At 73.1% G+C, this 24,581-nt stretch carries 18 protein-coding genes and 1 pseudogene; 4 read left to right on the forward strand and 15 right to left on the reverse strand.

What is annotated here, in order from left to right:
* Positions 1-44: 44 nt before the first annotated feature.
* Positions 45-2,502 (forward strand): annotated as a pseudogene (locus AC3IYJ_RS05045) (penicillin acylase family protein).
* Positions 2,503-2,605: 103 nt separating this feature from the next.
* On the opposite strand, the gene AC3IYJ_RS05050 reads toward AC3IYJ_RS05045, so the two are convergent.
* The 3 genes from AC3IYJ_RS05050 to AC3IYJ_RS05060 form a co-directional block, all read right to left on the reverse strand.
* Positions 2,606-3,754 (reverse strand): calcium:cation antiporter, encoded by a 1,149-nt coding sequence (locus AC3IYJ_RS05050; protein WP_489400140.1) that lies wholly within the window; start codon positions 3,752-3,754, stop codon positions 2,606-2,608.
* Positions 3,755-3,943: 189 nt separating this feature from the next.
* Positions 3,944-5,521 carry an acyl-CoA synthetase gene (locus AC3IYJ_RS05055; protein WP_489402690.1) on the reverse strand — a complete coding sequence of 526 codons (1,578 nt, stop codon included), beginning with the start codon at positions 5,519-5,521 and terminating at the stop codon, positions 3,944-3,946.
* 17 nt (positions 5,522-5,538) lie between these two features.
* The gene (locus AC3IYJ_RS05060) at positions 5,539-6,645 is read right to left on the reverse strand and encodes a nitronate monooxygenase (RefSeq protein WP_489400141.1); all 1,107 of its coding nucleotides are present in this window, start codon (positions 6,643-6,645) and stop codon (positions 5,539-5,541) included.
* Between the two features lie 146 nt (positions 6,646-6,791).
* Here AC3IYJ_RS05060 and AC3IYJ_RS05065 point away from each other — a divergent pair, with 146 nt between their 5' ends.
* Positions 6,792-8,885, forward strand: coding sequence for a serine hydrolase domain-containing protein (locus AC3IYJ_RS05065; protein WP_489400142.1), 2,094 nt, complete (start codon positions 6,792-6,794; stop codon positions 8,883-8,885).
* 56 nt (positions 8,886-8,941) lie between these two features.
* Here AC3IYJ_RS05065 and AC3IYJ_RS05070 read toward each other — a convergent pair whose 3' ends face one another.
* Positions 8,942-9,706, reverse strand: coding sequence for a dienelactone hydrolase family protein (locus AC3IYJ_RS05070; protein WP_489400143.1), 765 nt, complete (start codon positions 9,704-9,706; stop codon positions 8,942-8,944).
* A gap of 325 nt (positions 9,707-10,031) precedes the next feature.
* Here AC3IYJ_RS05070 and AC3IYJ_RS05075 point away from each other — a divergent pair, with 325 nt between their 5' ends.
* A complete protein-coding gene (locus AC3IYJ_RS05075; RefSeq protein ID WP_489400144.1) occupies positions 10,032-10,478 on the forward strand; it encodes a nitroreductase family deazaflavin-dependent oxidoreductase in 447 nt (148 codons plus the stop codon).
* Positions 10,479-10,527: 49 nt separating this feature from the next.
* Here AC3IYJ_RS05075 and AC3IYJ_RS05080 read toward each other — a convergent pair whose 3' ends face one another.
* From AC3IYJ_RS05080 to AC3IYJ_RS05090, 3 genes are read right to left on the reverse strand one after another with little or no spacing between them, the layout of a single operon-like run.
* Entirely contained in the window at positions 10,528-12,120 is a 1,593-nt protein-coding gene (locus AC3IYJ_RS05080) for a phytoene desaturase family protein (protein WP_489400145.1), read from the reverse strand.
* Positions 12,117-14,387, reverse strand: a complete 2,271-nt coding sequence (locus AC3IYJ_RS05085; protein WP_489400146.1) for a serine/threonine-protein kinase — start codon at positions 14,385-14,387, stop codon at positions 12,117-12,119. The genes AC3IYJ_RS05080 and AC3IYJ_RS05085 overlap by 4 nt, the downstream gene beginning before the upstream one ends.
* A gap of 27 nt (positions 14,388-14,414) precedes the next feature.
* Positions 14,415-15,308, reverse strand: a complete 894-nt coding sequence (locus tag AC3IYJ_RS05090) for an oxygenase MpaB family protein (RefSeq protein ID WP_489400147.1) — start codon at positions 15,306-15,308, stop codon at positions 14,415-14,417.
* 229 nt (positions 15,309-15,537) lie between these two features.
* On the opposite strand from AC3IYJ_RS05090, the gene AC3IYJ_RS05095 reads away from it, so the two are divergent.
* Positions 15,538-16,260: an SDR family NAD(P)-dependent oxidoreductase gene (locus AC3IYJ_RS05095; RefSeq protein ID WP_489402691.1), complete on the forward strand. Its 723-nt coding sequence runs from the start codon at positions 15,538-15,540 to the stop codon at positions 16,258-16,260.
* Between the two features lie 59 nt (positions 16,261-16,319).
* Here AC3IYJ_RS05095 and gap read toward each other — a convergent pair whose 3' ends face one another.
* From gap to AC3IYJ_RS05135, 8 genes are all read right to left on the reverse strand, one after another.
* Positions 16,320-17,318 (reverse strand): type I glyceraldehyde-3-phosphate dehydrogenase, encoded by a 999-nt coding sequence (gene gap / locus AC3IYJ_RS05100; protein ID WP_489400148.1) that lies wholly within the window; start codon positions 17,316-17,318, stop codon positions 16,320-16,322.
* Positions 17,319-17,456: 138 nt separating this feature from the next.
* On the reverse strand, positions 17,457-18,413 hold the full coding sequence (locus AC3IYJ_RS05105; protein ID WP_489400149.1) for a GlxA family transcriptional regulator: 957 nt from the start codon (positions 18,411-18,413) through the stop codon (positions 17,457-17,459).
* Positions 18,414-18,508: 95 nt separating this feature from the next.
* Positions 18,509-19,699, reverse strand: a complete 1,191-nt coding sequence (locus AC3IYJ_RS05110) for an acyl-CoA dehydrogenase family protein (protein ID WP_489400150.1) — start codon at positions 19,697-19,699, stop codon at positions 18,509-18,511.
* Positions 19,700-19,802: 103 nt separating this feature from the next.
* Positions 19,803-20,864 (reverse strand): zinc-binding dehydrogenase, encoded by a 1,062-nt coding sequence (locus AC3IYJ_RS05115; protein WP_489400151.1) that lies wholly within the window; start codon positions 20,862-20,864, stop codon positions 19,803-19,805.
* Positions 20,861-22,075, reverse strand: coding sequence for an LLM class flavin-dependent oxidoreductase (locus AC3IYJ_RS05120; protein ID WP_489400152.1), 1,215 nt, complete (start codon positions 22,073-22,075; stop codon positions 20,861-20,863). Before AC3IYJ_RS05120 ends, AC3IYJ_RS05115 begins: the two co-directional genes overlap by 4 nt.
* A gap of 194 nt (positions 22,076-22,269) precedes the next feature.
* Complete coding sequence (locus AC3IYJ_RS05125; RefSeq protein WP_489400153.1) at positions 22,270-22,791, reverse strand: hypothetical protein; 522 nt, start codon at positions 22,789-22,791, stop codon at positions 22,270-22,272.
* Positions 22,792-22,817: 26 nt separating this feature from the next.
* A complete protein-coding gene (locus tag AC3IYJ_RS05130) occupies positions 22,818-23,654 on the reverse strand; it encodes a class II fructose-bisphosphate aldolase (protein WP_489400154.1) in 837 nt (278 codons plus the stop codon).
* Positions 23,651-24,553 (reverse strand): SIS domain-containing protein, encoded by a 903-nt coding sequence (locus tag AC3IYJ_RS05135; RefSeq protein WP_489400155.1) that lies wholly within the window; start codon positions 24,551-24,553, stop codon positions 23,651-23,653. Before AC3IYJ_RS05135 ends, AC3IYJ_RS05130 begins: the two co-directional genes overlap by 4 nt.
* Positions 24,554-24,581: the final 28 nt, after the last annotated feature.

The following is a 24,581-nucleotide window of genomic DNA, read 5'->3' on the forward strand; positions in this document are numbered from 1 at the left end:
ACCGCCTCGATCGACGCCGCCGCACCGCCCGCACCCACGCGCTTCTGCGTCGCGTCGCCCTCACGGGCGCCGCCCTGCTCGCCGCCACGGCCGCGATACCCCAGGCCGCCGCCGCGGCAGCGGTCCCCCAGGGATCCGGCCCGTCCGGCGGCGGCCTGTCGGCCGTGATCCGGTACACGGAGAACGGCATCCCGCACATCGTGGCCCAGGACTACGCCCACCTCGGTTTCGGCACCGGCTGGGCGCAGGCCGCCGATCAGGTGTGCGTGCTGGCCGACGGGTTCCTGACCGTCTCCGGGGAGCGCTCGCGCTGGTTCGGGCCCGATGCCGCGCCCGACGGTTCGCTCTCGTCCGCGGCCGGGAACCTCTCCAGCGACCTCTACTTCAAGGGCGTCCGCGAGTCCGGCGCAGTGGAGCAGCTGCTCGCGACCCCCGCGCCGGCCGGGCCGAGCAAGGACGTCAAGGACCTGATGCGCGGCTGGGCCGCCGGCTACAACGCCTGGCTCGCGCAGAACAGGATCACCGACCCCGCCTGCAAGGACGCCAAGTGGGTCCACCCGGTCGGCATCGCCGACGTGGCCGCCCGCGGGTACGCCGTCTCCGTGCTCGGCGGCCAGGGCCGCGCGGTCGACGGCATCACCGCGTCGCGGCCGCCGGGCGCGGCCGCCGGGCGCGGCCACGGCCCGCGGCGCCGCCACCGGCGGAACCGGCAGCACCGGCGCCACCGGCGAGCCCGATCCCGCCACGGCGGCCGAGGCAGCCCGGGAGCTCTTCGACACCACCCGCTACGACATGGGCTCCAACGCGGTGGCCTTCGCCGGTTCCACCACCGCGAACGGCAAGGGGCTGCTGCTCGGGAACCCGCACTACCCCTGGCAGGGCGGCCGCCGGTTCTGGCAGTCGCAGCAGACCATCCCCGGTGAGCTGAACGTCTCGGGCGGCTCGCTGCTCGGCACCGCCGTGGTGAACATCGGCTTCAACGAGAAGGTCGCCTGGAGCCACACCGTGGCCACCGGCACCCCCCTCAACCTGCACCAGCTGACCCTCGACCCCACCGACCCGACCGCCTACCTGGTGGACGGCAAGCCGGAGAGGATGACCCGCCGCGAGGTCGCCGTCCAAGTGGCGGGCAGCGCGGATCCCGTCACCCGCACCCAGTGGTGGACCCGCTTCGGCCCCGTCGTCTCCAATCTCGGCGCCGGCCTGCCGCTGCCCTGGACGGCGACCACCGCGTACGCGCTGAACGACCCCAACGCCTCGAACCTGCGCGGCTCCGACACCGCCCTGGCCATGGGCAAGGCCCGCTCGGTCGCCGGGATCCAGGACGCCCTGCGGCGCACCCAGGGCCTGCCGTGGGTCAACACGGTCGCCGCGGACTCGGCGGGCGGCACCCTCTTCACCCAGTCGCAGGTGCTCCCCCGGATCACCGACGAGCTCGTGGCCCGCTGCTCGACCCCGATCGGCAGGGCCACGTACCCGTCCTCGGGGCTGGCGGTGCTGGACGGTTCGCGCGGGGACTGCGCGCTCGGCTCGGACCCGGACGCGGTGCAGCCGGGGGTCTTCGGCCCGGGGAAGGCACCGACCCTGCGCGACGCCCCGTACGCGGAGAACTCCAACGACAGCGCCTGGCTGGCCAATGCCGCGACTCCGGTCACCGGCTACGAGCGGATCTGGGGCAATACGGCCACCCCGCGTTCGCTGCGCACCCGGGGCGCGGTGGAGGACGTGTCCGCGATGGCGGCCAGGGGCGGGCTGACCGTGGCCGACCTGCAGAAGCAGCAGTTCGCGAACCGGGTCCCGGCCGGTGACCTGGCGGCGGCCGACGCGGCGAAGGCCTGCGCGGCCCTGCCCGGCGGGACCGCGACGGGCAGCGGCGGCGCGGCCGTGGACGTTTCGGCGGCCTGCGGGGTCCTGGCGGCCTGGGACCGCACGGCGGACACGTCGAGCCGAGGGGCGCTGCTCTTCGACCGCTTCTGGCGGAAGCTGACCGCGAGCACCGCGGCCAAGGACCTGTGGCTGGTGCCGTTCTCGGCGGCCGATCCGGTCCGCACGCCGCGCACGCTCAACCAGGCGGCGCCCGGGATCGGGCGGGCGCTCGCCGACACGGTCGCGGAGCTCAAGGCGGCGGGCATCGCACTGGACGCCCCGCTCGGCGAGAACCAGTTCGTCGTGCGCGGCGGGGAGAAGCTCCCGGTGGGCGGCGGAACCGAGGCGCTGGGCGTCTGGAACAAGATCGAGGCACCGTGGAACGCGGCGGGCGGCGGCTACCCGGAGGTCGTGCACGGCTCCAGCCACATCCAGGCGGTCGGCTGGGACGGCAGCCGCTGCCCGGTGGCGCGCACGCTGCTCACGTACGGCCAGTCGTCGAATCCGAACTCTCCCCACTACGCCGACCAGACCCGGCTCTTCTCGCAGGAGCGTTGGGTGAAGTCGCGGTTCTGCGAGTGGGACATCCTCACCTCGCCGCAGCTGAAGGTGGTCTGGCCGCGCGAGCGGCGCTGACCGCCGGGACCGTTGACGCGCGTACGGCTGATGCGCGCTGACGCGCGTACGGCCGGCCGCTCCCTCGGAGGGGGCGGCCGGCCGTACGTGTGCCGGGGCGCGGTCAGGGGCTGATCGCGAGGAAGAGGTAGGCGGCGAGCAGCACGATGTGGACTCCGCCCTGGAGCAGCGTGGCGCGGCCCGGGACGATGGTGAGGGCGCCGACGACGACGGTCAGCGCGAGCAGCACCATGTGCGTCGGTTCGAGGCCGAGCACCAGCGGGCCGGTGAGCCAGACCGAGGCGAGCGCGATGGCGGGGATGGTCAGGCCGATGCTGGCGATGGCGGAGCCGTAGGCCAGGTTGAGGCTGGTCTGTACGCGGTCGCGGCGGGCGGCGCGGACGGCGGCGAGGGTCTCGGGCGCCAGGACGAGCAGGGCGATGATCACACCGACGACGGCGTAGGGCAGACCGGCGCTCGCGACCCCGCGTTCGATGGTCGGGGAGACGGCCTTGGCGTTGCCGACGACCGCGACGAGCGCGACGAGCAGCAGGCCGAGGCTGATCACGGCGGCGCGGGCGGTGGGCGGCTCGGCGTGCTCCGCACCGTCGGAGTCCGTACCGGCGGCGGCCGCGGCTGCCGCCTTGGCGGCTTCCTTGCGGATCCGCTTCGTGTCCACGGGCAGGAAGTAGTCGCGGTGGCGGACGGTCTGGACGGCGACGAACAGCCCGTAGAGGGCGAGCGAGGCGCTCGCGGCGAAGGCGAGCTGGGCCGTGGAGAACTCGGGGCCCGGCTTGCTGGTGGTGAAGGTGGGCAGCACGAGGCTGAGTACGGCGAGCGTGGCGACGGTGGCCAGGGCCGCGCCCGAGCCCTCGGCGTTGAAGACGGCGACACGGTTGCGCAGCGCCCCGACGAGCAGCGACAGGCCGACGATGCCGTTGCAGGTGATCATGACGGCGGCGAAGACGGTGTCCCGGGCGAGGGAGGCGGTCTTGTCCCCGCCGTCGGCCAGCAGCGTGACGATCAGGGCCACTTCGATGACGGTGACGGCCACGGCGAGGACGAGGGATCCGAAGGGTTCGCCGACCCGGTGGGCGACCACTTCGGCGTGGTGGACCGCCGCCAGCACCGCGCCGGCCAGGCAGAGGGCCACCAGCGCCACGGCGAATGAAGGCAGGTCGCGTCCCCAGCTGAAGGCGAGCGCGACGAGCGCCACCACGGGGACCACGACGGTCCAGTCGGTCAGGGGGGTTCTGTGCGTTGCCGTACTCATATCAGCCAACTTGCCAGAAGTGTTCCGACGGTGCGTCGCAACACCCGCCATCAGGCGTCTGACGTGGCACTTCTCACGATGTGGCCGGGCGTGGCGGGCCGGCCCGCCAGGACCGGCCCGCCAGGACCACCCACCACGCCGGGGTGGCTGCGGGCCACGCCCGGACAGCTTCCTGACTTCGGCGTGTCGCTACATCGCGCGCTCGTGGCCCTCCCAATACGGCTCGCGCAGGCGGCGCTTGTACAGCTTGCCGTTGGGATCGCGCGGCATCGTCTCGATGAAGTCCACGGTCTTGGGCCGCTTGTACCCGGCGAGCTGCCGCTCGCAGTGCTGGAGGATCTCCGCCGCCAGCGCGTCGCTCGCCGCGAACCCCTCGGCGGGCTCGATGACCGCCTTGACCTCCTCGCCCCAGGAGGGGTGCGGGATGCCGAAGGCCGCGGCGTCCGCGACCGCCGGATGGGTGAGCAGGGCCGACTCGATCTCGGCCGGGTAGATGTTCACCCCGCCCGAGATGATCATGTCGATCTTGCGGTCGCGGAGGAAGAGGTAGCCCTCCTCGTCCATCAGCCCGAGGTCGCCGACGGTGAAGAAGTCACCGATGCGGTTCTTCTTCGTCTTGCCCTCGTCCTTGTGGTAGCTGAAGCCGCCGGTGTTCATCTTGATGTAGACGGTGCCGAGCTCGCCTGCGGGCAGCCGCTCGCCCTCGTCGTCGAAGATGGCCAGTTCACTGATCGGCCAGGCCTTGCCGACGGTTCCCGGCTTCTTCAGCCAGTCCTCGGCCGTCGCGAAGGCGCCGCCGCCCTCGCTCGCCGCGTAGTACTCCTCCACGCACCGGCCCCACCAGTCGATCATCGCCCGTTTGACGTGGTCGGGGCAGGGTGCGGCGCCGTGGATGGCGTGCCGCATGGACGAGACGTCGTACGAGTCCTTCGTGTCCTGCGGGAGCGCCAGCAGCCGGTGGAACTGCGTCGGCACCATGTGGGTGTGGGTGCAGGCGTGGGAGTCGATCAGGCGGAGCATCTCCTCGGGCGTCCACTTGTCCATGAGGACCAGCGGGTGCCCGATGTGCAGGGCCGCGGCCGCGAACTGCAGTACGGCCGTGTGGTAGAGCGGCGAGCACACCAGGTGGACGTTGGCGTCGAAGGGCCGGATGCCGAAGATGCCCAGGAAGCCGCCGAGGTAGGTCTCCTCCGGGAGCTTGCCGGGCAGCGGGCGGCGGATGCCGCGCGGCCGGCCGGTGGTGCCGGAGGTGTAGTTCATGACCCAGCCGAGGGTGCGGTCCCCGGGAGCGGTGTCGGGCCGCCCGTCGAGCAGCTCGCCGTACGAGCGGAAGCCCGCGACGGCTCCGACGGCGTAGCGGTGGCTCGCGGGCAGCTCCGCCTCGTCGGCCGCGGCGGTGGCGGCGTCGGCGAACCGCTCGTGGGCGATGAGGACCTTGGCGCCGGAGTCGGAGACGATCCAGGCGATCTCGGGGCCGACGAGGTGGTGGTTGACCGGGACCAGGTAGAAGCCGGCCTGCGAGGCGGCGAGGTAGGCGGTGAGGAACTCGACGCTGTTGGGCAGGACGACCGCGAAGACGTCGCCCTTCTCCAGGCCCGCGGCGCGCAGGCCGTGCACGAGCCGGTTGACGTCGGAGTGCAGCCGCGCCGCGGACCACTCCTCGCCCTCGGGGGTGACCAGGACGGTGCGGTCGGGGTCGGCGACCGCCTGGGCCCAGAAGCCGTTCGGGGGCTGCTTGGGCTGTCCTTGTGTCTGCGTGTCGGTCATGCTGCTGCTCACGCCTCTCAGGCTCGGCCGGCGATGCGGTTGATGCGGTCGATGGCTCGTTCGAAGCCGCTGGTGAGGTCGTCGAAGACGGCCTGGACGCTGCGCTCGCTGTTCATCCGGCCGACGATCTGGCCGACGGGGGTGCCGAGCAGCGGCTGGATCTCGTACTTCTGGATGCGGGACACGGCCTCGGCGACGAGCAGGCCCTGCAGCGGCATCGGGAGCGCGCCGGGGCCCTCCGGGTCGTCCCAGGCGTCGGTCCACTCGGTGCGCAGCTGGCGGGCGGGCTTGCCGGTGAGGGCGCGGGAGCGGACGGTGTCGCCGGAGCCGGCGGCGAGGAGCTTCTCGGTGAGGGCGCGGGAGTGCATCTCGGCTTCGGTGGTGGTGAGCCACAGGGAGCCGAGCCAGGCGCCCTGGGCGCCGAGTGCGATGCCGGCGGCGACCTGTTCCCCGCTGCCGATGCCGCCCGCGGCGAGGACCGGGATCGGGGCGACGGCCTCTACGACCTCGGGCACCAGGACCATGGTGGCGATGTCACCGGTGTGGCCGCCGGCCTCGTAGCCCTGGGCGACGACGATGTCGATGCCGGCTTCGGCGTGACGCCGGGCGTGCTTGGCGCTGCCGGCGAGGGCGGCGACGAGGACTCCGTGGTCGTGGGCGCGCCGTATGACGTCGGCGGGCGGGGAACCCAGCGCGTTCGCGAGGAGTTTGATGGGGTAGTCGAAGGCGACGTCGAGCTGGTTGCGGGCGACCTGCTCCATCCAGCCCGTGATCCGCCAGCCGGAGGCCTCGCCCTCGGCGAGCTCGGGGACGTGGTGTTTGGCGAGGGTGTCGCGGACGTACTCGCGGTGGGCGGCCGGGATCATCGCCTCGATGTCGGCCTCGCTGATGCCGTCCACGGCCTTCTTGGCGGGCATGACGACGTCGAGACCGTACGGCTTGCCGTCGGTGTGCTCCTGCATCCAGTCGAGATCGCGTTTGAGGTCGTCGGGGGCGGTGTAGCGGACCGCCCCGAGCACCCCGAAACCACCCGCGCGCGTGATGGCAGCGGCGACCGCCGGGAAGGGCGTGAAGCCGAAGATGGCGTGTTCGACTCCGAGTTTCTTGCTCAGCTCCGTCTCCATGGGCGGCAGGATGCCGCAGCGGGGGCGCCGAGGGAAGAGCTTTTCTGATGCAGCGTCAGATTCTTTGCGGCCCGGTCACTGCGGGAGGTGCGGGACGGGCGGGCAGATACTTCGGGAGGGCTCGAAGGTGGACGGGAGGACCGGTCATGGAGGCACGGACGGCAACCGGGAACGACGGCGGGACGAAGGGCCCGGACGCCTGCGGCGACGCCGACAGCAGAGGTGGCGTACGGGGCGACGGACCCGGTGACGCGGACGATGCACGAGGCGGCGCGAGCGGCGGCGGGCCGGGCCGCGCGAGCGACGTACCGGACACCGCAGGCACCCGGCCGGGCAGCGCGGACGCCGGGCCGCGCGGCGCAACCGGCCGGCGGGACACCGCGAGCGGTGGTTCGGCCTCCGCGGGCGACGCTCCGAGTACCGCGGTCGGCGGGGGCGGGCTCACCCGGCGGCGGCTCGGCGCACGGCTCCTCGCGCTCGGGGGCGTGCTCGTGCTCCAGGCCGCGCTGCCCGGGTCCGCGGGGGCGGCCGGCGGGGCGGCCGGCGCCGGCGGGGCCGCCGGGCCCGCGGCACGGCGCGCGCTCCAGGGACTGCGGCTGCGCTACGGATCCGCCCGCCAGGCCGGGCTGCTGGAGAAGCACCTCGAAGGGGCGGTGGACGAGGCGCGGAGGTTCCTCGGCCCCTCACCCGAACACCCTTACTACGCGGGGGCCGTGGTCCTCGCCGGCCGCGGCCGGACCGTGGCCCTGCACCGGGCCATGGGCGACGCCGTCCGCTACCGCGACTACGACGGGCGCACCGACCGGGTACGGGAGTTCCCGGCCGCCGAGCGCATCGCGATGGCGGAGGACACGGTCTTCGACCTGGCCTCGCTGTCGAAACTGTTCACCTCGCTGCTGGCGGTGCAGCAGATGGAACGGGGGCGGCTGGAGCTGGAGGCGCCGGTCAACTGGTACCTGCCCGAGTTCACGGGCGGGGGCAAGGAGTCGATCACCGTCCGCCAGCTGCTCACGCACACCTCGGGGCTGCGGTCCTGGGCGCCCTTCTACAAGGAGTCCACCCGCGCGGCTCAGTTGAGACTGCTGTGGTCGGTGACACCGCAGGAGACTCCGGGGACGGTCTACCGGTACTCGGACCTCAACCTCATCGCGCTCCAGCTGCTCCTGGAACGGATCACCGGTCACACTCTGGACCTCCTGCTCCACGACGAGATCACCGCTCCACTCGGTATGCACCGCACTCGTTACAACCCGCCGGCCTCCTGGCGCCGGGTCACCGCCGCCACCGAGGTGCAGCGCCCGCCCTGGTCCGGCCTCGACCGCGGACTGGTCTGGGGCGAGGTCCACGACGAGAACGCCTACGCACTGAACGGCGTCGCCGGCCACGCCGGCGTCTTCGGCACCGCCTGGGACCTCGCCGTCCTCGCCCGCACCCTGCTCGACGGCGGGACCTACGCGGGCAAGCGCATCCTGCGGCCCGCCTCCGTCGAGCTGCTCTTCACCGACTACAACACCGCCTTCCCGGGCGATGACCACGGACTCGGCTTCGAGCTCTACCAGCACTGGTACATGGGTGCCATGGCCACCCCGCACTCCGCCGGGCACACCGGATTCACCGGCACCTCCCTCGTCCTGGACCCCTCCACCGACTCCTTCCTGATCCTGCTCGGCAACTCCGTTCACCCCGTACGCACCTGGCGCGCCGGCAGCGCCCCGCGCGTCGCCGTCGGCAACCGCTTCGCCCGCGCCGTCCCGGTCCGTACAAGACACGGCGGCCCCGCCTGGTACTCCGGCATGGAGACCGGTGGCTCCGGCACCCTGACCCTGCCCGCGCTCACCCCGGCCACCGGCTCCGCCCGCCTGCGCTGCGCGCTGTGGTGGGACACCGTGCCCGGCACGGGATCCCTGCACGTGGAGGCCTCCGCCGACGGGCGGACCTGGGAGCCGCTCCCCTTCACCACCGTCCGCACCACCGGCGGAGCCACCGAGGACTGGCCGGACGGCGCCGTCACCGGCTGGTCGGGCCGCATCTGGCACCGCCTCGAAGCCCCCCTCGCGGCCTGGGCCGGCCGCGAGGTCCACATCCGCTTCCGCCACACCGCCCAGGGCCGCTACGTCGGCCGCGGGGTCTACGTGGACGTCCTGCGCGTATCGGAGCCCTCCCACCTCCTCTTCGCCGAAGACCGCCCCACCGACGCCTCCCGCATGGAGGCCAAGGGATGGACCCGCTCGGCGGACTAGATCCCCGGACGCGGTAGCAGCGCCCGGGGAAGTCCGGGCGCCGCTGCCGCTCGCCCTCAGGCCGGGGTCTTGACCGTCCGGCCCAGGTGGCGGGCGAAGAAGCGGGCCGCGCTGTCGGCCTCGAACCTGGGCAGCTCTCCCTGCTTGCCCGCGTTGGCGTGCAGCGTCTTCTCCGTCGAGGCGAAGGCGTCGAACAGCTCCAGGCAGGCCTCGCGCGGGTTGTGCTCGTCGTCCCACTGCATGTGGAACTCGATCGGGACGGTGATCTGCCTCGCCTTCGCTACCAGGGTCTCCGACCAGTGCAGACCGAAGACCGCGGCCGTGATCCTGGGCTCGATCGCCACCAGCGGCACCCCGGTCGCGGCGCCCATCCTGACGCCGAAGTAGCCGACCGGCCCCCCGGCGCCGATCTCCGGGAGTTCCTGGAGCGCGTCCAGGGTCGCCCGCCACTCGGGCAGACCGACCTCCGCCAGATGCTCGTTGTAGCGCACGACGATCGGGGCCACCGGCTCGCGCGCCGCCCACGCCCGGGACAGCGCGGCCCGCTCCTGCTCGTCGTGCGCGGTGCGCGGCCGGTCGCCGTGACCGGGCGCGTCGATGACGGCGACATGGAAGCCGCAGGCGTTCACGAAGTGGTGGGCACGGCCCGTCATCGCGGGGTGCTTCTTGTGCTTGGCGCCGTCGTGGCCGATCAGGACCAGGGGCGCGCGCTCGGCGCCGGATGCCGGCGACCAGAGGACTCCGGGGACCTCGCCCACGGTGAAGTCGCGCTCGATCATGCCGTTCGACGACGACTCGGAGGTGAAATGCAGAGATTGCATGGGTGTTGCCTTTCGGGAGTGCCTTGTTGTCGAGGCGCTCCCGGCGACACCTACGTCAATCGCCCGACCATGACGGCAAGGGGGAGCACCCACATCGCTACAGCGTTCATGGGTCTCACCTCCTCGGGCGGTGTCACGGTCACCGGCAAAGTACCAGCCCGAAAATCGTCCCTCCAACCCTTTTTCCCTCCACCGATCCTGCCGCACGGACACGACCGTCAGTGGCTCTGGGGCACCCGGTCGGCGGAACACACCGTTGCCCGCCGGGGTTCATACTCGTTGTTGAGGCTTGTTGACTGTTCAACTCGAAGATGGGCAGAGCCATATGAACGCCATTGACTGGGACAACCCGATCGACCCCAAGCCCGGCTGGACCCTGGATCACGTCAAGCTGTACGTCGGTTCGGGCGGCACCGAGGGGCAGTTCTGGAACAACACCCAGACCCTGCTGCTCACCACCATCGGCCGCAAGTCGGGCAAGCCCGTGCGCACCCCCCTCATCTACGGTGAGGACGGCGGCCGTTACCTCATCGTCGCCTCCAAGGGCGGTGACCCCGCGGACCCGCTCTGGTACCGGAACCTCAGCGAGCACCCCGAGGTCCGCGTACAGGTCGGTCCCGAGGTCCTCCAGGGCGTCGCGCGCACCGCGACCTCCGAGGAGCGTGCCGCGTTCTGGCCGCTGATGGTCAAGCACTGGCCCTCGTACGACGAGTACCAGGCCAAGACCGATCGCGAGATCCCGATCGTGGTGATCGACCCGGTCGTCGCCTGACCGCAGGGCCGGGGCCGGGCTCGGGGTCCGGGGCTCGGGGCCCGGCCCCTCAGTGGCCCAGTACCGCCATCGCCGCGTTGTGCCCGGGCACCCCGCTGACCCCGCCGCCGCGCACCGCGCCCGCCCCGCACAGCAGGACGTTGCGGTGTGCGGTCGCCACGCCCCACCGGCCGGCGTCCCGGTACGCGGCGGAGTCCGGTTCCGCGTAGGGCCAGGACAGGTCCCGGTGGAAGATGTGGCCGCGGGGCAGGCGCAGTTCGCGCTCCAGGTCCAGCGGGGTCTTGGCCTCGATGCACGGGCGGCCGTCGGCGTCGAAGGCCAGGCAGTCGGTGATCGGTTCGGCCAGGTGGGCGTCGAGCTGGGCGAGGGTGGCGGCGAGCAGGACCTCCCTCGCCCCCTGGTTGTCGTGGTCGAACAGGCGCGCCGGGGTGTGGAGCCCGAAGAGGGTGAGGGTCTGGTAGCCCTGCTCCGCCAGCTCCCGCCCCAGGATCGTCGGATCCGTCAGCGAATGGCAGTAGATCTCCGAGGGCGGTACGGAGGGCAGTTCGCCGGTCGCGGCCTCGGCGTAGGCCCGCGCGAGCTGCTCGTACCCCTCCGCGATGTGGAAGGTCCCGCCGAAGGCCTCGCGCGGGTCCACGGAGGTGTCGCGCAGCCGGGGCAGCCGCCGCAGCAGCATGTTGACCTTGAGCTGGGCGCCCTCGGCCGCCGGGGCTTCGGGCTCCTCGCCCAGCAGCGCGGCCAGGGTCCGCGGGGAGGCGTTGACGAGCACCACCCGCGCGGCCACCCGGCCCTCGCCCGTCTGCGTCCGGAAGGCCACCTCGGCCGGCGCGGTCGTGCCGTCCGTGTCGATGCGCACCGCCTCGTGCCCGGTGGCGATCTCCGCCCCGGCCGCCCGCGCCGCTCCCGCCAGGGCGTCGGTGAGCGCCCCCATGCCGCCGACCGGTACGTCCCAGTCCCCCGTGCCGCCGCCGATGACGTGGTAGAGGAAGCAGCGGTTCTGCGCGAGGGAGGGGTCGTGGGCGTCGGCGAAGGTGCCGATCAGGGCGTCCGTGAGGACGACCCCGCGCACCAGGTCGTCGCTGAACTCCCGCTCCACCGCCCGCCCGATCGGTTCCTCGAACAGCATCCGCCAGGCCGCCTCGTCGTCGACGCGGGCCCCGAGCTCCGCCCGGGTGGGCAGCGGCTCGGTCAGCGTAGGGAAGACGCGTTCGGCAACCCGCCGGGTGGTTCCGTAGAAGGCGCGCCAGCTCTCGTACTCCCGGTCCGAGCCGGTCAGCCGGGCGAAGGACTCCCTGGTGCGCGCCTCGCCGCCGCCGACGAGCAGCCCGCCGGGTCGGCCGGAGCGCTCGAAGGGGGTGTACGAGGAGACCGAGCGCCCCCGTACGGCGAACTCCAGGCCCAGGTCGCGCACGATCTTCGCCGGGAGCAGCGAGACGAGGTACGAGTACCGGGACAGCCGCGCGTCGATGCCCGCGAACGGCCGGGTGGACACCGCGGCCCCGCCGGCGTGGCCCAGGCGCTCCATGACCAGCACCGAACGGCCGGCCCGCGCCAGGTAGGCGGCGGCGACCAGGCCGTTGTGGCCGCCTCCCACGATCACCGCGTCGTAGACATCCGTACCGAAGCCCCGCGAGGTCGTCATGGCTCTTGGTAACACACCTGGCCCAGCCGCTCCAGACAGTGCGCCTCATCGGCGTGGGCGGCGACCGTGTCGGGGTGGTCGTCGCCCAGGGACCGTTCGCGGATGCCGGAGAGTTCCCGGTAGACGGGCAGTGCCTCGTCCCAGCGGCCCAGCCGGCCCAGCCCCACGGCCAGTTCCCGACGGCTGACCAGCGTGTCAGGGTGTTCGGGCCCGAGCGCCTTCGCCCGCGCCACAGCTACCTGCCGGGCCTCCGCCACGGCCTCCTCCCAGCGCTCCAGACGCCCCAGGTTGACCCCGAGGACGTGCCGGGCCCGCAGGGTTTCGGGGTCGGCGGCGCCGTAGGCGCGGGTACGGTCGGCGACCAGGGCCCGGAACAGCGCCAGGGCCTCGGCCGAGCGGCCGGTACGGCCGAGCGCGATGCCCGCCTCGTACCGTGCGGCCAGCGTGTCGGGGTGGTCGCGGCCGAGCACGCGTTCCCGTACGGCGGCCACGTGCCGGAAGCCTTCCAGGGCCTCTTCCCAGCGCTCCAGGCGGCCGAGTGCGTACGCCACCTCGTACCGGGTCAGCAGGGTGTCCGCGTGCTCCGCTCCCAGGGCGGCCGCCCGGTCGGCGGCGACCTCGGCGGCGGTGGCGTGGGCCTCGTCGTAGCGGCCGAGGGCGCCGAGCGCGCAGGCCAGGTTGTGCCGGCAGCGCAGGGTGTCGGGGTGGTGCGGTCCCGCGGTCCGCTCGCGGGCAGCGAGCACCGCGCGGTAGCCCTCGTAGGCCTCCTGGTGGCGGCCGAGCAGGCCCGTCTCGTACGCCGCCTCCTGCCGCGCGGCGAGGGTGTCGGGGTGGTCCGGGCCGAGCACCCGGGCCCTGCCGTCGGCCACGGTCGCGTACACGGCCAGGGCCTCCTGCGTGCGGCCGGCCCGGCTGAGGGCGAAGGCCCGGGTGTGGCCGGCGGCGAGCGCGGCGGTCCCGGTGGGGTCGGCGCCGGGGCCGCGCGGGAGCCCGTACGCGGCGGTGAGCCGCGGGTCCGCGGCGGGGCGCGGGTCCCCTGCGGGCCGCGGGCCCCCTGCGGGGCTCGGGTCTCCTGCGGGGCGCGGGCGGACGACGGGCAGGGCGGCGGAGGAGGAGGGCGCGGGGACGGAGCCCGGGGCAGCGGCGGAGCTGCCGGACGGCAGCCCGGCGGCGGACCCGGCCGGGGCCCCGGACCCGGCGGCGGACCTCGCGCCGGACCCCGCCACAGGCGACCCGGCGGGCCGCTGCGCCCCGATGCGCGCGGACGTCCAGGAGCCGGTCAGGACCGCCCACTCCCCGCTCGCGGGGCGCGCCGCGATACCGGCCTTGCGTCCGGCGGTCATCCCGCCGGCCCATCCCGGCAGCGATGCCCCCGCGCCCGCCGGTCCGCCCGGGAGCGCGCCGGAGCCGAGCCGGGCCTCGACGAGGAGCCGGTGGAGGCGACGGGCATCGTCCGGCCGGTCCTCGGGCCGCTTGGCCAGCAGGTCGAGCACCAGCCGCTCGAAGTAGCCGGGCAGCTCGGGGCGGTGCTCGCGGGGCGGCACGGGCTCGGTGTCGCGGTGGCCGACCAGGACGGACCAGGAGTCTCCGAGGTCGAACGGCGGGGCCCCGGTGGCGATCTCGTAGAGGACGCAGCCGAGGGAGTAGAGGTCGCTGCGGTGGTCGACCTCGCCGCCCGCGATCTGCTCGGGCGACATGTAGTGCGGGGTTCCCATGGCCATGCCGCCGCCGGTCAGCTTCGCGGTGAAGCCGATGTCGGCGGCGAGGCGGGCGATGCCGAAGTCGCAGATCTTCACCGTGCCGTCGGTGAGCCGCATGATGTTGGCGGGCTTCAGGTCGCGGTGGACCACGCCCTGGTCGTGGGTGTAGCCGAGGGCGGCCGCCATCTGCTCGGCGATGTCGACGACCACGTCCACGGGGAGCGGGCGCGCTCCGTTGTCCTCCAGCAACTGGCTGAGGTTGCGGCCCTCGAGGAGCTCCATGACGAGGTAGAGGGGACCGCCGGAGGCGCTGTCGTCGCCGAAGTCGTGGACGACGGTGACGCCTTGGTGCTGGAGTGACGCGGCGACGCGCGCCTCGCGGCGGAAGCGCTCGCGCAGCACCTGGGTGAAGTGGGCGTCCTGCTCGGGCCCTATGGGCTTGAGGCATTTGACGGCCACGTGCCGCCCCAGCGACTCGTCCCGGGCCCGCCACACCTCGCCCATGCCGCCGCGGCCGATCAGATCGAGGGACCGGTACCGGCCTTGGATCAGTCTGGACTCCGCCATGTCTTGAAGTCGCCCCCGTGTGTCGTGCTACGCCCTCCCCGGCCGGTCCAGTATGGCCGCCGCCGTACGAAGTGTGTACGGGGAGGGGCGGCTCCCGGGGCCCATGCGGCGCATCGCTTTCAAGATGTGACCTGGAGGCAGCTGCCAGCGCAGACCTGCGGGAATGCTGCGCAACAGGCTACCGGTGAGGCGCAGGCGCCGGGTGACGCTGCGCGGGGCCGGTGCGGGGCGGCCGTACAGCTGGTGCGCGTAGGCGGGGAGGGATCCGTAGGCCAGCGAGGCGAGCGGGCGCCACACCAGATTTCGGCCAGGGACCAGGAGCGGGTGGATCGGCGGGCTCCGCAGGAAGTCGTCGACGGCGCGGGCGTCGGCTCCGGCGGCGAGCTCGGGGCGGATCCGCTCGAAGTAGGCGGCGAGGGCCGCGGTGTCCCCCGGCACCTCGGACGGGTCGAGCCCGACGAGGCGGGCGCCCACCCGGTTCTCGGCCACGTAGCGGTCCGCTTGGTCGGGGCTGAGGGGGATGCCGGAGCGGCGGATGATGTGCAGGAAGCTGTCGATCTGGGCGCAGTGGACCCACAGGAGCAGCTCTGGGTCGTCGACGGGGAAGCGCTCCCCGGTGACGGGGTCGGTCGCGGACAGCGTGCGGTGGATCTTCCGGACGCGGGCGGCGGCCTGCTCGGCGGCCTCGGTGGTCCCGTAGGTGAGGGTGCCGACGAAGTCGGCGGTACGGAGCAGCCGTCCCCAGGCGTCCCGCCGGAAGTCGGAGTTCTCCATCACCCCGCGGACGGCGCGCGGATGCAGGGCCTGGAGGTAGAGGGCGCGGACCCCGGCGATCCACATCATCGGGTCGCCGTGGCACTGCCAGGTGACGGACCCGGGTCCGTAGACCCCGGGGTCGGGGCCGCCGTCCGCTGCGCTCAAGATCACTCCCACTCCCCCGCGCCTGCATGTGCGTGTGCTCTGCTCCTGCCCGCGATTCCAGCATTCCACCCCGCCGGCGCCGGTACGGACCACTAGCATTCGCCGTCGGCGGACCGCACCCGCTCCCCCTCGGACGAGGAGTACGGGTATGGGCACGGATACGGTCACGGGCACAAGTACGGGTACAGGACGTGCGGAACGCACGGAACGGACGGGACAGCTCGACGGCATGGTCGCCGTAGTCACGGGCGGCTCGGCGGGCATCGGCCTGGCGACCGCGCAGCGGTTCGTCCGGGAGGGCGCCCGGGTCTTCGTCACCGGCAGGCGGGAGGCCGAACTGGCATCGGCGGTGGCGGAGCTGGGCGGCAGCCCGGTGGCCGTCGGCGTCCGCGGGGACGTCTCCCGCGTCGCGGACCTGGAACGGCTCTACGCGGCGGTCGCGGACGCGGGCTGCGGGGCCATCGACGTGCTGGTCGTCAACGCGGGCGGCGGACCGGCCGGCGGGTTCGCCGATTTCACCGAAGAGCAGTTCGACGCCACCTCGGACCTGAACTTCCGGGGCGCCTTCTTCACCGTCCAACGCGCCCTGCCACTGCTGCGCGACGGCGCCTCGGTGATCCTGCTGGGCTCGGCGGCCGGTTCCTCGGCATCCACCCGGTACGGGGTGTACGCCGCCACCAAGGCGGCCGTACGGTCGCTCGCGCGCAGCCTCGCGCTGGAGCTCGCGGGGCGCTCGATCCGGGTCAACACCCTCAGCCCGGGGCCGATCGACACCCCCGCCCTGGCCCTGGCACCGGCCGCCGTGCGCGAGCGGGCGACCGCCGGGGTCCCGCTCGGCCGGGCGGGGCGCCCCGAGGAGGTGGCCGCGGCGGCCCTCTTCCTCGCGTCCCGGGAGAGCAGCTTCATCACCGGCGTCGAACTCTTCGTGGACGGCGGCGCCGGCCAGGTCTGACGCGCACGGCCCCGGTGCAGCGGCCGGGCTGCTGCACCGGTCGGGCTGCGGTCCCCGGATCAGCCGGCGGCGAGAAGGGTGAGCGTGTCGATCACGCGGTTCGAGAAGCCCCACTCGTTGTCGTACCAGGCGACGACCTTGACGTGGCGTCCGTCGACGCGGGTGAGTTCCGAGTCGAAGATCGACGAGGCGGGGTTGCCGGTGATGTCCGAGGACACGAGCGGGTCCTCGGAGTACTCGAGTACGCCGGCCAGCGGTCCCCGGGCCGCTGCGCGGTAGGCCTCCAGGACCTCCTCGCGCGTCACGTCGCGGGCGACGGTGGTGTTGAGCTCGACGATCGAGCCCACCGGGACCGGCACGCGGATCGAGTCGCCCGACAGCTTGCCGGCGAGGTTCGGCAGTACGAGGCCGATGGCCTTGGCCGCGCCCGTCGTGGTCGGCACGATGTTGACGGCGGCCGCGCGGGCGCGACGGGGGTCGCGGTGCGGGCCGTCCTGCAGGTTCTGCTCCTGCGTGTAGGCGTGCACCGTGGTCATGAAGCCGTGCTCGATGCCGGCGAGGTCGTCGAGTACGGCGGCCAGCGGGGCGAGCGCGTTGGTCGTGCACGAGGCGTTCGAGACGATCGTGTGCAGGGCCGGGTCGTAGTCGTCCGTGTTGACCCCGTACGCGAGCGTCACGTCGGCGCCGTCGGAGGGGGCGCTGACGAGCACCTTGCGCGCGCCCGCCTTGAGGTGGCCGCGGGCGGCCTCTGCCGAGGTGAACCGGCCGGTGGCCTCCAGAACGATGTCCACGCCGAGCTCCGCCCAAGGCAGCTGCTCCGGCTCCCGTTCGGCGAGCACCGCGATGCGGTGGCCGTCGACGACCAGGGCGCTCCCGTCGACGGTCACCGGGCGGCCGAGACGGCCGGAGGTGGTGTCGTAGGCGAGCAGCCTGGCGAGGGTGGCGGGCTCGGTGAGGTCGTTGACGGCGACGACCTCGAGGTCGGTGTCGCGTTCGAGCAGCGCGCGCAGCACGTTGCGTCCGATGCGGCCGAATCCGTTGATGGCGATGCGAGTCATGAGCTGTCTCCCTTTCGTTCGCCATCAGGTTCGCGCCCCGCGGGCGGCCGCGACAGCGGCGAGATCGCCATGGTTCGCAAGGATCTCGCCACAGGCACCACAGGCACCGCAAGCACCATGGCGCCGCGGATCGGGCGCCTATTCGCCCCGCGTGAAGGTGCGCCGGTACTCGGTCGGGCTGGTGCCGAGGATGCGGTGGAAGTGCAGGCGCAGATTGGCGCCGGTACCGAGACCGACGTCGGCGGCGATCTGCTCGACACCGCGCTCCGAACGCTCCAGCAGCTCGCGGGCCACGTCGATCCGTGCGCGCATCACCCACTGCATCGGCGTGTACCCGGTGTCCTCGGCGAAGCGCCGCGAGAAGGTGCGGGGCGAGACTCCCGCGTGCTGGGCGAGCGCCTCGAGGGTCAGCGGGTCTCCCAGCCGGTGCAGGGCCCACTCGCGGGTGGCGGCGAACCGCTCGCCGAGCGGCTCGGGCACGCTGCGCGGCACGTACTGCGCCTGGCCGCCGCTTCGGTAGGGGGCGGCGACCAGCCGCCGGGCCGCGTGGTTGGAGCCGGCCACGCCGAGATCGCGTCGCAGGATGTGCAGGCACAGGTCGATGCCCGAGGCCGCGCCGGCCGAGGTCAGCACACTGCCCTCGTCGACGAACAGGACGTTCTCGTCGAGCCGGACGAGCGGATACCTCGTCATGAACGCCCGGGCGTAGTGCCAGTGGGTCGTGGCGCGCTTGCCGTCGAGCAGGCCCGTGGCGGCGATCGCGAACGCCCCGGTGGAGATCGCGGCGAGCCGCGCGCCCCGCTCGTGGGCGGCGATCAGGGCGTCGATCACGGCCCTCGGCGGATCGTCACGGTCCGGGGAGCGGTAGCCGGGGACGAAGACGATGTCGGCCCACGCGAGCGCTTCGAGTCCGTGGGTCACGTGGTACGACAGCCCGTCACCGCCGGTCACCAGCCCGGGCGCCGCACCGCACACGCGCACCTCGTACGGCATGCTCGCGCGGGTCGTGAACACCTGCGCGGGAATGCCGACGTCAAGGGGTTTCGCGCCTTCGAGGACGAGGACGGCGACGCGGTGGCGGCGGGAGACTGGCACCGGACGAGGGTATGCGGGCGCGTACCCTGCCGATCAATCGGCAGGGTACGACCCCATGGACTTCCGCCGGGAATCCCAGGCTGGCCGCGGGCCCGTCAGCGGCGTACGCGCGGCATGCCCAGGCCTATCCACGAGATGATCTCGCGCTGGATCTCGTTGTTGCCGCCGCCGAAGGTGAAGATGACGGCGCTGCGGTAGCCGCGTTCCAGTTCGCCGTGCAGGACCGCGCCCGCGGAGCCGTCCTTGAGGGAGCCGGCCGCGCCGACGATCTCCATCAGCCAGGCGTACGCGTCCCTGCGCGCCTCGGAGCCGTAGACCTTGACGGCGGAGGCGTCCTGCGGGGTGAGGGTGCCGTCCTGGACGGCGTTGACCATCTGCCAGTTCAGCAGCTTCATCGCGTCGAGGCGGACGTGGGTCCGGGCCAGGCGGCCGCGGACCCAGGAGAGGTCGATGACGCGGCGGCCGTCGGCGAGCTTGGTGTCGGCGGCCCAGCGCTGCACGTCGTGCAGGGCGCGGATGGCCATGGTGCCGTGGGCGGCGAGGGTGACGCGCTCGTGGTTGAGCTGGTTGGTGATCAGCCGCCAGCCCTTGTTCTCCTGGCCGACCCGGCGGCTCGCGGGGACGCGGATGTCCTCGTAGTAGCTGGCGGTGGTGTCGTGCGAGGCGAGGGTGTTGATGAGGGTGCAGGAGTAGCCCGGGTCCGATGTCGGGACGAGGAGCATGGTGATGCCCTTGTGGGCGGGGGCGTCCGGGTCGGTGCGGACGGCGAGCCAGACCCAGTCGGCGGTGTCGCCGTTGGTGGTCCAGATCTTCTGGCCGTTGACCACGTAGGTGCCGGTCTCCTCGTCGCCCTCACGGACGGCCTTGCACTTGAGGGCGGCGAGGTCGGTGCCCGCGTCGGGCTCGCTGTAGCCGATGGCGAAGTCGATCTCCCCCGCCAGGATCTTGGGCAGGAAGTACGCCTTCTGCTCGTCGGTGCCGAACTGCATGATGGTCGGCCCGACGGTGTTGAGCGCCATCAGCGGGAGCGGTACGACGGCCTGCGCGGCCTCGTCGAAGAAGATGAACTGGTCCATCGGCGACATCCCGCGACCGCCGTACTCCTTCGGCCAGCCGACCCCGAGCCAGCCGTCCGCCCCGAGCCGGCGGATGGTCTCCCGGTAGAAGCGCTTCTGCGCGGCCGGGTCCTCGTACCGGGCATAGACGTCCTCGGGGACCAGCTCGGCGAAGTAGGCACGCAGCTCGGTGCGCAACTGCTGCTGCTCAGGCGTGTATTCGAGGTGCACGGCCCCTCCGGGTCTCTCGTGGCTGGTCGTCGCGCGGGCGTCCATCGCCGATGCGGGGGCAGACTAGAACCTGTTGCAAGAATCCGGAAGGGTCAGCGGGCCATCACGGGGCCGTCACCCCGGTTCCGGCGAGCCCCGGGCGGATCAGGACCTTGATGTGCTCCTCCGGGCGGCGCAGGGAGGCGAAGGCCGCGTCCAGGCCGCCGAAGCCCGCCTCTCCCGTGACCAGGGACGCCGGGTCGATGCGGCCGTCGGCGAGACGGTCGAGGGTGGCCCCGAACTCCCCGGGCGGGTAGGTCAGGCACATGCGGATCGTGACGTCCTTGTAGATGCCGACCACCGGACGGATGACGTCCTCGGTCATCACTCCGCCGATCTGCAGGATCTCGGTGCCGCGCGGGACGCTGTGGAGGAGTTCGTTGAGCATGCCGGGCACACCGACGCAGTTGACGACCACGGTGGGACGCGGCCGCGGTCCGGCGAGTTCCGCGCAGAGCCCTACGAGGTCCCGCTCGGCCGGGTCCACCACCGCGTGCGCGCCGAGCCGCAGCGCCGCCGCCCGCCGCAACGCGGAGGGGTCGGAGGCGACGACGGGTTCCGCCCCGCGCTCCAGCAGCGCGGCGACGGCTCCGAGGCCGACCGGTCCGCAGCCGATGACCACGGCCGGGGTGCCCCTGTCGGCCGCGCTGCGGGCGATGTTGCCGAACCCGACGGCCAACGGCTCCGTGAGGGAAGCCAGTTCTAGGTCGAGCCAGTGCGGGACGGGCAGCAGCGCCTGGGCCTGTACGACGATCCGCTCGCCGAATCCGCCGGGGAAGGCGTTGCTGTAGCCGACGGTGCGCACGGTCCCGGCCGGGTCCACGGCCCAGGGCAGGCCGACGACTCCGGTGCCCGGCTCGGGACCGGTCGCGCCGGGCCCGTAGGAGAGGACCCGGCCGGAGAACTCGTGGCCCATCACCAGCGGCAGGTCCGGGTCGAAGAGGAAGCTGGTGGTGCCGCTGTCGCGGGAGGCGCGCAGGAATTCGGCGGCGTGCGCCACCGCGCTCAGGTCGGAGCCGCAGATCCCGCAGGCAGCGGTCTCCACGAGCGCCTGCCCCGGACCGGGTACCGGATCCGGGTGCTCGCGCACGAGGAACCGGCCCTCTTCGAGCACCGCCGCCCTCAACGGACCTCTCCCTTCCGGGCGATGGCTTCCATCGTTGACTTCCGCACGGCCTCGACGAACCGCCCGCTGTTGCGGGCGGCCCACTCCAGGCCGGCGCGGCGGGCACCGGCGTGTCCGGTGAGCCGGGGCACGACCCGCTCTGCGAAGAGTTCCAGGCTGCGCAGGGCGGCCGCAGGTTCGGCCAGATCCAGCTGGAGGATCAGGAAGGTCCCGAATCCGCCGGTTTTCCCGGCCAGTTGGGTGATCCGCTCGACGGCGTCCTCGGCGGTGCCGATGACGGCCCGGCCGAAGGTGGGGAGCCCCTCGGTGGTCCACCGCTCGACGGCGCCGGCCGCGGTGGCGCAGCCCTCCAGGCGGGTACCGCTCAGCTTCTCTATGTAGTCGACCAGATCGGGCGTGCCGTACTCGGCTTCGCACAGGGCCTGTTCGCGGGTCTCGGCGAGGTGCACCGGGGTGACCAGCCGCCAGGCGGAGCGATCGGCCGGGCGGCCCGCTTCGGCGCAGGCCCGCTCGTGGGCGGCCCAGTTGGCGTCGAGCGCCCCGTATCCGGCCGGGTCGGCGGCGGCCAGCGAGAGCATGCCGACCCCGTGGCGTCCGGCGAGCACCGCCCCGGTGGGCGATACGGCGGAGGCGACCGCGACCTCCAGCTCCCGCCCCCGGTAGGGACCGAGCTGGAGCCGGGCCTCCTCCAGGGCGAACCAGTCGGTGGCGGCCGTCACGGTCTCCCCGCGCAGCAGCCGCACGATCGCGTCGAGCGAGTCGGCCAGCATCTCCCGGGAGCGCAGGGGGTCGACCCCCATCATGAAGGCGTCGGAGGGCAGTTGGCCAGGTCCGACGCCCAGCATGGCGCGGCCCCGGGACTGCTGGTCCAGCTGGCAGATCCGGTCGGCGAGGATCAACGGCTGGTGGTACGGGAGGGAGTTGACCCCGGTCCCGAGCATGATCCGCCCGGTCCGCTCCGCGGCGGCCGCGAGGAACAGCTCGGGCGAGGCGATGATCTCGTACCCGGCGGAGTGGTGCTCCCCGGCCCAGATCTCGTCGTACCCGAGCCGGTCGAGGTCGCCGACGAGGTCGAGGTCCCGGCGCAGCTGGAGCGCGGGGTCCCGGTCGGGGTGGTGGTAGGGGGCGAGGAACACTCCGAAGCGGTTGGGGAGATACGGCTGCGGACGAGACTGCTGTTGCGGATGCGACTGCGGATGCGACTGCGACATGTGCGGTGGCCTTCCCTCGACGGCGCCTGACCCGGCATCCGACGAAACACCGCTCCCGCCGCACCTTCAATGGCGGCGGCGCCGTCCTCCCGCTGAGTGGGATGTCCCACGGACCGCACGGCCGGCCGGCCCGGCCCGGCCCGGGCCGGCCACTCGCGCTCGCGGTCGCGGTCGCGGTCGCGGTCGCGGTCGCGTCAGGTGTAGAGGAAGGTGAAGTCGAAGTACACGAGGTCGCGTATCCCGTCGAAGCAGAACGATCCCGACGGGATCACGTCCAGCCCTTCCGCGAGCGCCACCTTGTTGTACGTCTCGCTGCTCTGCCAGCCCGCGCCGCTGGGCACGTACGGCTTCAGCTCGGGGGGCAGGGTGGACAGCTTCGTGATCTCGAACGTGTGGGCCTTGTCGCGCAGGATGCGCTTCGCGGTGCCCGACTTGAGGTGGGCGAGGCCGACCAGGCGCACCCGGGAGTCCGGGGTCGGTACGCTCCGGGGGCTGCCGGGCTCGTCGGCGTCGTAGCCCAGCCAGTGCGCGTCGGACACGTCGCCCAGCGCGGTCCAGAAGCGCCGGTTGAGCGGCTCCAGGTCGGTGCGGACCTTCATGCCGGCCGCCTTCTCGGGCCACAGCACGTAGGTGAGCCCGGCTCCGCCGAGGAGCAGCGGGGCCCCCAGTCCCAGGAGGAGCCCCCGTCTGCTGGTGTGGCCCCGCTGTGCGCCCATCAAGTCCCCCCGCTACCCAGATCCCGTCAGTTCAGGGCGCTGATCATAGCCACAGTGGCTGATTTCATGGCCGTCCGTGCGGCGGTCAAATACGGGCGCGGGTCCGCCGGGGTCAGATGCGTGCGGATCGCCTCGGTCATCGCGACATTGAGCGCGGTACCGATGTTGACCTTGCGGATGCCGCCGGCGACGGCTGCCGCGAGCTCCCCGTCCGGCAGGCCCGAGGAGCCGTGCAGCACCAGGGGCACGTCGACCGTCTTGGCGAGCCGGGCGAGCAGCGCGTGGTCCAGGGCCGCGGTCCGGCTGGTCATGGCGTGGCTGCTGCCGATCGCCACGGCCAGCGCGTCCACTCCGGAGTCCGCGACGAACCGCCGCGCCTCGTCCGGGTCGGTACGGGCGCCGGGCGCGTGCGGGTCCAGCGGCGCGGCCCCGTTCTTCCCGCCGACCTCGCCCAACTCGGCTTCGATCCAAAGCCCGTTGACGTGTGCCCAGTCGGCGGCGGAGCGGGTGGCCTCCAGGTTCTCGGCGTAGGGGAGGTGCGCGGCGTCGTACATCACCGAGCTGAACCCGGCGTCCACGGCCTGGCGCAGCAGGTCGGAACTCTTGACGTGGTCCAGGTGCAGGCCGACCGGAACCCCGGCGGCCTCGGCCACGGCCACCGCCGCACAGGAGATGGGCAGCAGCTGCCCGCCCCTGAACTTGACGGCGTTCTCGCTGAGCTGGAGGACCACGGGCACTCCGGCCTCTTCGGCGCCCGCGACGACGGCTTCGGCGTGCTCCAGCGTGATGATGTTGAAGGCGGCCACGGCCCGCCCCCGGGCGGCCGCTTCGCGGACGAGCGCTCCGGCGGAGACGAGGCTCATCGGACCGCCTCCTCACCCGTGGTGAGGATCACCGAGCGGGTCAGGTTGCGCGGTGCGTCCGGGTCCAGCCCCCGGTGTGCCGCGACGGCGACGGCCAGGCGGTGTACGCGGACCAGCTCGGCCAGCGGGTCGAGGTGTCCGGCGATCCACTGGGCCCCGGTCCCCCGGACCTGTTCGGCGAGCCCGGCGGGCGCCTCGCCGATCGACCAGGTGGCGGTGCCGGGCGCGGTGACGCTGATGGGCCCGTGCCGGTACTCCATGGCCGGGTAGGACTCGGCCCAGGCCAGGGCGGCTTCGCGCATCTTCAGCGCGGCTTCGTTGGCGAGTCCGACGCTCCAGCCGCGCCCGAGGAAGGTGAACTGCCCCCGGGTCTCCAGCTCGGCCGGGAGCGGGGCGGTGAGCGCGGCCCGCGCGTCGGCGACCACGGACGGGGTGTGCAGTCCGACGTGGGCGCGCAGCAGGGTGAGGGCGGTGGTGGCGAACCGGGTCTGGACCACGGACTGCTCGTCCGCGAAGTCCAGTACGACGAGCTCGTCCGCCAGGGTGATCACGGGGGTGGACGGGTCCCCGATGACGGCGGTGGTGGGCACGCCCGCGTCCCGCAGGCCGGCGAGCAGGTCCAGCACCTCGGTGGTGGTCCCGGACCTGGTCAGCGCGACGACCCGGTCGTAGCGGCGGTGGTGGGGGAACTCGGACGCGGGGAAGGCGTCGGTCTCGCCCTGCCCGGCCTCCTCCCGCAACACGGCGGCGGCCTGGGCCATGTAGTACGAGGTCCCGCATCCGACGATCGCGGTACGCTCCCCCGGCCTCGGCAGCACCGACCGCTGTTCCGGGGCCAGTTCGGCGGCCTGCTCCCAGCATGCGGGCTGCGTGCCCAACTCGTACGCGACATGGCTCATGGCGGCTCCCTAGCGCGGTGCGTGCACC

The sequence above is a fragment of the Streptomyces sp. GL_140 genome (assembly GCF_057834465.1).